Below are 7,167 nucleotides of genomic sequence, written 5' to 3'. Positions count from 1 at the left end.
GGTCTGGGGGCTTGGCCCCCAGAAGACACCCGAGCGAGTCTGGTCCGCGCTGTCCGCGGACATACGTCCGCACGAGCGAGTGCCCCCGGTGCGATTCGAACGCACACTGGACGGGTTTTGAGTCCGTTGCCTCTGCCGGTTGGGCTACGGGGGCTGGGGTGGTGACTGTCTGTGGGTGACTGTACGGGATAAGGGGTGGGGGGTGCCGGGGTGTTGGCGTGATCACGTCTTGCCCGGCGGACCTGGTGGGGAGCGGCCGGTAGGCTCCGGGGTCGGCGAAAAACCCACGATACGAGGGAGGTCCCCGGTGACCGAGCAGGCTACCGAGGCTGTGCAACGCAGCGTGCTCGTCGCCGAGGACGAGGCGCTGATCCGGCTCGACCTGGTGGAGATGCTCCGCGAGGAAGGGTATGCGGTGGCGGGGGAGGCGGCCGATGGCGAGGAGGCCGTCCGGCTGGCCCACGAGTTGCGGCCGGACCTGGTGATCCTTGACGTGAAGATGCCGAAGGTGGACGGGATCGACGCGGCCTCGCAGATCGCCGGGAAGCGGATCGCGCCGGTGGTGATACTGACCGCGTTCAGCCAGCGTGACCTGGTGGAGCGGGCCCGGGACGCGGGGGCGATGGCCTACCTGGTCAAGCCGTTCGCCAAGCATGACCTGGTGCCGGCGATCGAGCTGGCGGTCAGCCGGTTCGCCGAGCTGCAGGCCTTGGAGACCGAGGTCGCGGGGCTGACCGAGCGCCTTGAGACCCGCAAGCTCATCGAGCGGGCCAAGGGCCTGCTGATGACCAAGCAGGGGCTGACCGAGCCGGAGGCGTTCCGGTGGATCCAGCGCACCGCGATGGACCGGCGGACGACCATGAAGGCCGTGGCCGAGGCCGTGGTCGAGAACCTCGGCTGAGCGCCGCGCCGTGCGTCCGGCATGCGGACAGACCCGTTCAGTTTCGTTGCAGTGTGGTCACGAGCCGGGACTCGGGCGGGCTCACGACCTACGGTCACCGACGTCTGGCCGTGCCCGTGACGCGCTCGGGGCGCGGACCACGCAGGGGAGAAACCCCAGTATGTCAGTTGACAGCAGGCACGGTAACGAACGGGTAACACTGGTGCGGGGCGTGTCGACACCCGTACGGCACCGCTGTAGACCGGGCAAATCCTCGGGCGGGTACCTTACTCGTCCGTGTACTGCCGTGCACCTGACAACCAAGGTGTGATGGAAAGGATGGGAACGTTGCGGCCCAAGATCGCTCGCCTAGGCGGCGTGCTCGCCGCCGGCATGGCGTTGACTCTCACTCTCGCCGCCTGTGCCGGTTCGAGCAACAACAATTCCGGCGGTGGCGGTGGTGGGGGTGGCGGCGCTACCACCATCAAGATCGGCTTCATGGGCGACCTGACCGGTGAGAACTCCGCGATCGTGATCCCGCCCCGCAACGGGGCGAAGCTGGCCATCGAGGAGTACAACGCCAAGAACCCGCAGGTCAAGATCGAGCTCGTCGAGTACGACTCCCAGGGCAAGCCGGAGCAGGCCACCTCCCTGGTGCAGAAGGCCATCGGCCAGGACAAGATCGTCGGCCTGATCGGGCCGGCCTTCTCCGGTGAGTCCAAGGCGGTCGGTGCCCAGCTCGAGGAGGGCAAGATCCCGAGCGTGTCGCCGTCGGCCACGAACCCGGGTCTGGCGCAGAACGGCTGGAAGTACTGGCACCGCGTGGTGGCCAACGACGCCGACCAGGGTCCCGGCATCGCCAACTTCCTGATCAAGGCCAAGAGCCCGAAGACGGCGTTCGTGATCAGTGACGACCAGGAGTACAGCGTCGGCATCGCCGACACCGTGAACCAGACCTTCACCAGCAAGGGTGTCACGACCCAGACCGACAAGTTCTCGCAGAACGCCTCGGACTACTCGTCCACCGTGGGCAAGGTGAAGGCCGCCAACCCAGACGTCATCTTCTACGGCGGTTACTACGCCCAGCTCGGCAAGCTGCTCAAGCAGCTGCGTGACGGCGGCGTGACCGCGCCGGTGGCCTCCGGCGACGGCTCGCTGGACAACCAGCTCGTCACCGCCGCCGGCAAGCCGGCCGCCGAGGGCGCCGTCGTCGGCTGCCCGTGCAGCATCCCCGGCAGCGACGCCACCGGTGAGCTGAAGTCGTTCTTCGACAAGTACAAGGCGAAGTACAACGTGGACCCGGCGATCTACTCGACCGAGGGCTACGACGCCGCGACCGTGTTCATCAAGGCGGCCGAGGCGGGCAAGACCGACGGCACGGCGATCAACGACTTCATCAAGACGGTGAGCTTCGAGGGCATCTCCAAGCCGGTCAAGTTCAAGGACAACGGCGAGCCCGAGGCCAACGCGATCTTCATCTACCAGGTGAAGAACGGCGCCGTGAAGCTGCTCGGCCCGGCCGAGGAGGCCAAGCTCGAGGGCTGAGGACTTCGGCCATACGAAGGCGGGGGAGCGGGAGCGTGCACAGCGCTCCCGCTCCCACCACTGTGGCGACACACTCGCCCCCGTTGCCCCCCGTTGATAAGGCTGCCAATTCACCATGCTTGATGATCTGCGCCTCCAGTTCCTGCAGAGCACCGTGGACGGACTCCGCGTCGGCGCGATCTTCGCGCTGATCGCGCTCGGCTACACGATGGTCTACGGCGTGCTGCGGTTGATCAACTTCGCGCACTCGGAAATCTTCATGATCGGCACGTTCGCGTCGCTGTTCGTGCTGATGACGATGGGAATCTCCGCGCCGGTGGGCGGGTTCGCCCTCATCGGACTGATCCTGCTGATGATGGTCGTGTCGATGGCGGCATCCGGAGGTGCCGCCGTTCTCTTGGAGCAGGTGGCCTACCGGCCGCTGCGCCGCAAGGGGGCGTCCCGGCTGGCGGCGCTCATCTCGGCGATCGGCGCGTCGCTGTTCCTCCAGGAACTGTTCGCCCTCGTGATCATTCCCGAGGTCTTCGACAGCCCTGGCCGCAACAACACCCCGGTGCCGCGGATCCTCGAGCGGGAGCACCTGTTCAACATCGGCAACGCCGACGTCTCCAACGACCACGTGATCATCATCCTGGCGGCGCTGGCGATGATGGTCATCCTCGACCTCATCGTCAGCCGCACCAAGATCGGTCGCGGGATCCGGGCCACGGCACAGGATCCGGAGGCCGCGGTGCTGATGGGCGTCAGCATCGACACGATCGTGCGGGTGACGTTCCTGCTCGGCGGGGCGATGGCCGGTGTCGCGGCAATGCTGTACGTGATGGAGTTCGAGAACACCCAGTACAACATCGGGTTCATCCTGGGCATCAAGGCGTTCACCGCGGCGGTGCTCGGCGGTATCGGCAACCTCCGCGGGGCGCTGCTCGGCGGGTTCGCGCTGGGCCTGATCGAGAACTGGGGAGCGATATTCGTCGGTTCGTCCATGAAGGACGTCACCGCGTTCATCGTCCTGGTGGTCGTGCTGATGTTCCGCCCGACCGGCCTGCTCGGTGAGTCCCTGCAACGGGCGCGCGCATGAAGGGCGGCGACAACGTGAGCAACAACGGAATCTCGCTTCGTCGAAGGATCGGTGGCTCCACCGACCGCGTCCGGGACTGGTGGGCCGGCGCGTCGGGGTGGCAGCGCTGGATCGTCTACATCGGACTGATCGTCTTCGCGCTGATCCTTCCGGCGCCGTGGATCGGCTCGTTCATGTCGCCGGGCGCGGACTGGACCACCGTGCTGATCTTCCCGGTCGGCGTGTACATCCTGATGGCCATCGGGTTGAACGTGGTGGTCGGGCAGGCGGGGCTGCTCGACCTCGGATACGTGGCGTTCTTCGCGATCGGCGCCTACTCGCTGGCCTACCTCGGCACCAAGCACGGCTGGAACTTCTGGGCGACGCTGGTCATGGGCATCGTCCTGACCGCCATCTCCGGCGTGATCCTCGGCGCGCCGACCCTGCGGCTGCGGGGCGACTACCTGGCCATCGTCACGCTCGGCTTCGGTGAGATCGTCCGGATCACCGCGGACAACACCGACGAGATCGGCGGATCGCGGGGGATCACCAACATCCCGCACCCGCCGCCGATGTTCGGCACCGAGTTCTCGTTCGATCCCGCCCCGTACTACTACATGATCCTCGCGGCGATCGTGATCGTGATCATCTTCGCGCGGCGGCTGGAGAAGAGCCGGGTCGGCCGGGCCTGGGCGGCGATCCGGGAGGACGAGGACGCCGCCGAGCTGATGGGCGTGCCGACGTTCAAGTTCAAGCTGCTGGCGTTCTTCATCGGCGCTATGATCGGTGGCTTCGCCGGCGTGCTCTACGCGAGCAAGGCGGTGTTCATCGCGCCGCCCAACTTCCCGTTCATCCTGTCCGCCACCATCCTGGTCGCGGTGGTGCTGGGTGGTTCCGGCAACCTGCCGGGCGTGATGCTCGGCGCGTTCCTGATCGCCTGGCTGCCCGAGCGCTTCCGCGAGCTGCAGGAGTACCGGATCCTGTTCTTCGGCGGCGTTCTGGTGCTGCTCATGGCGATTCGACCGGAGGGCCTGCTGCCGTCGCGACGGCGCAAGGCCGAGCTGGCCGAGGGAACGGGCGGCATGGGCTCGATGGGCGCCGAAGTGGCCGGTCCCACAACGGATTCCTCGGTGGAGGTGTCACGATGACCGACCCGGCCGACGCTCCCGTCATGCTCGAGCTGGCGGACCTCACGATGCAGTTCGGCGGCGTGGTCGCCCTGCGCGAGGTCAACATCACCGTGCGCGAGGGCGAGATCTTCGCGCTGATCGGGCCGAACGGCGCCGGCAAGACGACAGTGTTCAACGTGGTCACCGGCGTGTACAAGCCCACCTCCGGCCAGGTGCGCTTCGCCGGACGCCGTATCGACGGCATGAAGCGCTTCAAGGTGACCAAGGGCGGGATCGCCAGGACGTTCCAGAACATCCGGCTGTTCCACAACATGTCCGCGCTGGAGAACGTCATGGTCGGCGCGGACGCGCACCACCGCACCGGCGCGATCGGCGCGACGCTCGGGCTGCCCTGGCACTACCGCGAGGAGCGGCACGGTCGCGAGCGCGCCATGGAGCTGCTGGAGTTCATCGGCATCGCCCACCGCGCGGACGAGACGGCGAAGAACCTGCCGTACGGCGACCAGCGGCGGCTGGAGATCGCCAGGGCACTGGCGACCAACCCGAAGCTGTTGCTGCTCGACGAGCCGGCGGCCGGGATGAACCCGGCGGAGAAGCAGTCGCTGCAGGAGCTGATCCGGCAGATCCGGGACCTCGGCCGGACGGTGCTGCTGATCGAGCACGACATGGGCCTGGTGATGCACATCAGCGACCGGATCGCCGTGCTCGACTTCGGCCAGCTGATCGCGGAGGGCACCCCGCGCGAGGTGCAGCAGAACCCGAAGGTCATCGAGGCGTACCTGGGAGCCGAGGCCGATGCTTCTTGAGGTCAGGGACATCCACGTCCACTACGGCAAGATCGCGGCGCTGAAGGGGATCAGCCTCGACGTCGCCGACGGCGAGATCGTCGCGCTGATCGGCGCCAACGGCGCCGGCAAGTCGACCACGCTCAAGACGATCTCCGGCCTGCGCCCGCTGTCCGGCGGGCAGATCGTGTTCGACGGGCAGGACATCTCCAAGCTGGCCGGGCACAAGCGGGTCCGGCTCGGCATCGGCCAGGCGCCGGAGGGCCGGGGCATCTTCCCGGGCATGACGGTCCAGGAGAACCTGCTCATGGGCGCCTACGCGCGCAAGGGCAGCGTGAGCCGGGAGCTGGCCACGGTCTACGAGCTGTTCCCGCGGCTGGCCGAGCGCAAGTCCCAGTACGGCGGCACCATGTCCGGCGGCGAGCAGCAGATGCTCACCATCGGCCGGGCGCTGATGACCAACCCCAAGGTGCTGCTGCTCGACGAGCCGTCGATGGGCCTGGCGCCGATGCTGGTCGCGCAGATCTTCGAGATCATCAAGGAGATCAACTCGCGGGGCACCACGGTGCTGCTGGTAGAGCAGAACGCCCACCAGGCCCTGCAGCTCGCCCACCGCGCCTACGTGCTGGAGACCGGCCGGATCTTCAAGTCCGCCGCGGCCAGCGAGCTGCTGCACGATCCGGAGGTCCGGGCCGCCTACCTGGGCGGCGACCTGGGCGTCAGCTAGCTCAACGGGATGTCGGTGCCCTGCTCGTCGTTGCCGTCGGTCAGGGTGGGGCCGCCGAACACGCGCAGCGCGGTGGGAGTGGCGTCCTTGGCGATGTCGTAGTAGAGATCGAACTCGACCCGGACGGCCGCGCCGAGGTCGAACTGGCCGGGCTGCCGCTTGATCAGCATGGCCTGGGGGTCGGGTGCGACGGTCGACCCGTTGGACAGCACGAGCAGCTGCCGGGCGGTGTCGAACGGGACGCTGCTGCGCCCAACGTTCGTGATGACCAGCCGGATGCGGTAGTACTGGCCCTTGGCGTTCCATTCCGCGTGGCTGCCGACCAGGCTGGAGATCCCCTTGGTGAGCCCGATCAGGGTGAACGACGTGTCACCCTCGACGACCGGCGGTAACCGTAGCGGGATCTCGTCCGGGCGGACCGGCCGGGGATCCAGCGGATAGGTGGCCGACGTCGAGGAGGGCGGGCCGGCGTCGGTGGCGGCCGGGGTGCACGCGGCGAGCATCGCGACCGCGAGCACGGCGGCGGCGCCCCCGCGCACGAGGTTCACCGGCGCTCCCGGATCAGGCAGGTCAGCCGGGCGGTGCAGGTGCGCCGCCCGCGCTCGTCGGTGATCACGATGTCCATGGTGGCCGTGGTGCGCCCGGTGTGCAGCGGCGTGCTCACCCCGGTGACCGTGCCCTCGGTGGCCGAGCGGTGGTGTGTGCAGGACAGCTCGAGACCGAGGACCGCCTTGTCCCAGCCGGCGTTGGCCGCGGCGCACATCGAGCCGAGGGTCTCGGCGAGCACCGCGTTGGCGCCGCCGTGCAGCAGGCCGTAGTGCTGCAGGTTGCCCTTCACCGGCATGGTGCCGACCACCCGCTCCGGGCTCCACTCCGTGATCTCGATGCCCATCCTCGTGATCAGCAACTGCTCGGCGATCTCGGGCGGGATCTCGGGCGGTTCGGCGGTCACAGGTCCTCCACAGTGTTTTGCGGGACACCCGCACCCGGTCGGCGGTCGCGAGCAGGCTTCGCATTGTCGCTCCCAACCGCCTCCAGATGTG

General features: G+C 67.9%; 8 protein-coding genes and 1 tRNA gene. 6 read left to right on the top strand and 3 right to left on the bottom strand.

What is annotated here, in order from left to right:
- Positions 1-80: 80 nt before the first annotated feature.
- Positions 81-154 (bottom strand) — tRNA-Leu (locus VGX25_RS12245).
- 153 nt (positions 155-307) lie between these two features.
- Here VGX25_RS12245 and VGX25_RS12240 point away from each other — a divergent pair.
- The 6 genes from VGX25_RS12240 to VGX25_RS12215 all read left to right on the top strand — a co-directional run bounded on the left by VGX25_RS12240 (position 308) and on the right by VGX25_RS12215 (position 6,124).
- A complete protein-coding gene (locus tag VGX25_RS12240) occupies positions 308-901 on the top strand; it encodes an ANTAR domain-containing response regulator (RefSeq protein ID WP_326917785.1) in 594 nt (197 codons plus the stop codon).
- A gap of 318 nt (positions 902-1,219) precedes the next feature.
- Positions 1,220-2,425, top strand: a complete 1,206-nt coding sequence (locus VGX25_RS12235; RefSeq protein WP_326917784.1) for a branched-chain amino acid ABC transporter substrate-binding protein — start codon at positions 1,220-1,222, stop codon at positions 2,423-2,425.
- 115 nt (positions 2,426-2,540) lie between these two features.
- A complete protein-coding gene (locus VGX25_RS12230; protein WP_326917783.1) occupies positions 2,541-3,503 on the top strand; it encodes a branched-chain amino acid ABC transporter permease in 963 nt (320 codons plus the stop codon).
- Positions 3,500-4,630: a branched-chain amino acid ABC transporter permease gene (locus VGX25_RS12225; RefSeq protein WP_326917782.1), complete on the top strand. Its 1,131-nt coding sequence runs from the start codon at positions 3,500-3,502 to the stop codon at positions 4,628-4,630. Before VGX25_RS12230 ends, VGX25_RS12225 begins: the two co-directional genes overlap by 4 nt.
- Positions 4,627-5,418 (top strand): ABC transporter ATP-binding protein, encoded by a 792-nt coding sequence (locus VGX25_RS12220; protein WP_326917781.1) that lies wholly within the window; start codon positions 4,627-4,629, stop codon positions 5,416-5,418. Before VGX25_RS12225 ends, VGX25_RS12220 begins: the two co-directional genes overlap by 4 nt.
- Positions 5,408-6,124, top strand: coding sequence for an ABC transporter ATP-binding protein (locus VGX25_RS12215; protein WP_326917780.1), 717 nt, complete (start codon positions 5,408-5,410; stop codon positions 6,122-6,124). The genes VGX25_RS12220 and VGX25_RS12215 overlap by 11 nt, the downstream gene beginning before the upstream one ends.
- Here the strand turns inward: VGX25_RS12215 and VGX25_RS12210 are convergent.
- Positions 6,121-6,672, bottom strand: coding sequence for a hypothetical protein (locus VGX25_RS12210; RefSeq protein WP_326917779.1), 552 nt, complete (start codon positions 6,670-6,672; stop codon positions 6,121-6,123). The two genes, VGX25_RS12215 and VGX25_RS12210, sit on opposite strands and share 4 nt — an antisense overlap.
- Entirely contained in the window at positions 6,669-7,016 is a 348-nt protein-coding gene (locus VGX25_RS12205; RefSeq protein ID WP_326917789.1) for a hotdog fold thioesterase, read from the bottom strand. The genes VGX25_RS12210 and VGX25_RS12205 overlap by 4 nt, the downstream gene beginning before the upstream one ends.
- Positions 7,017-7,167: the final 151 nt, after the last annotated feature.

Source organism: Actinophytocola sp. (assembly GCF_035942955.1).
Taxonomy (GTDB): domain Bacteria; phylum Actinomycetota; class Actinomycetes; order Mycobacteriales; family Pseudonocardiaceae; genus DASYTH01.
Note: the sequence above shows the minus strand (reverse complement) of the source record. Positions and strands in the feature narration are given on the sequence as shown.

Excerpts from the sequence above, each read along its gene's own strand:
- VGX25_RS12235 (WP_326917784.1), top strand. The coding sequence starts at position 1,220 with ATGGGAACGTTGCGGCCCAAGATCGCTCGCCTAGGCGGCGTGCTCGCC.
- VGX25_RS12230 (WP_326917783.1), top strand. The coding sequence starts at position 2,541 with ATGCTTGATGATCTGCGCCTCCAGTTCCTGCAGAGCACCGTGGACGGA.
- VGX25_RS12225 (WP_326917782.1), top strand. The coding sequence starts at position 3,500 with ATGAAGGGCGGCGACAACGTGAGCAACAACGGAATCTCGCTTCGTCGA.
- VGX25_RS12220 (WP_326917781.1), top strand. The coding sequence starts at position 4,627 with ATGACCGACCCGGCCGACGCTCCCGTCATGCTCGAGCTGGCGGACCTC.
- VGX25_RS12215 (WP_326917780.1), top strand. The coding sequence starts at position 5,408 with ATGCTTCTTGAGGTCAGGGACATCCACGTCCACTACGGCAAGATCGCG.
- VGX25_RS12205 (WP_326917789.1), bottom strand. The coding sequence starts at position 7,016 with ATGGGCATCGAGATCACGGAGTGGAGCCCGGAGCGGGTGGTCGGCACC.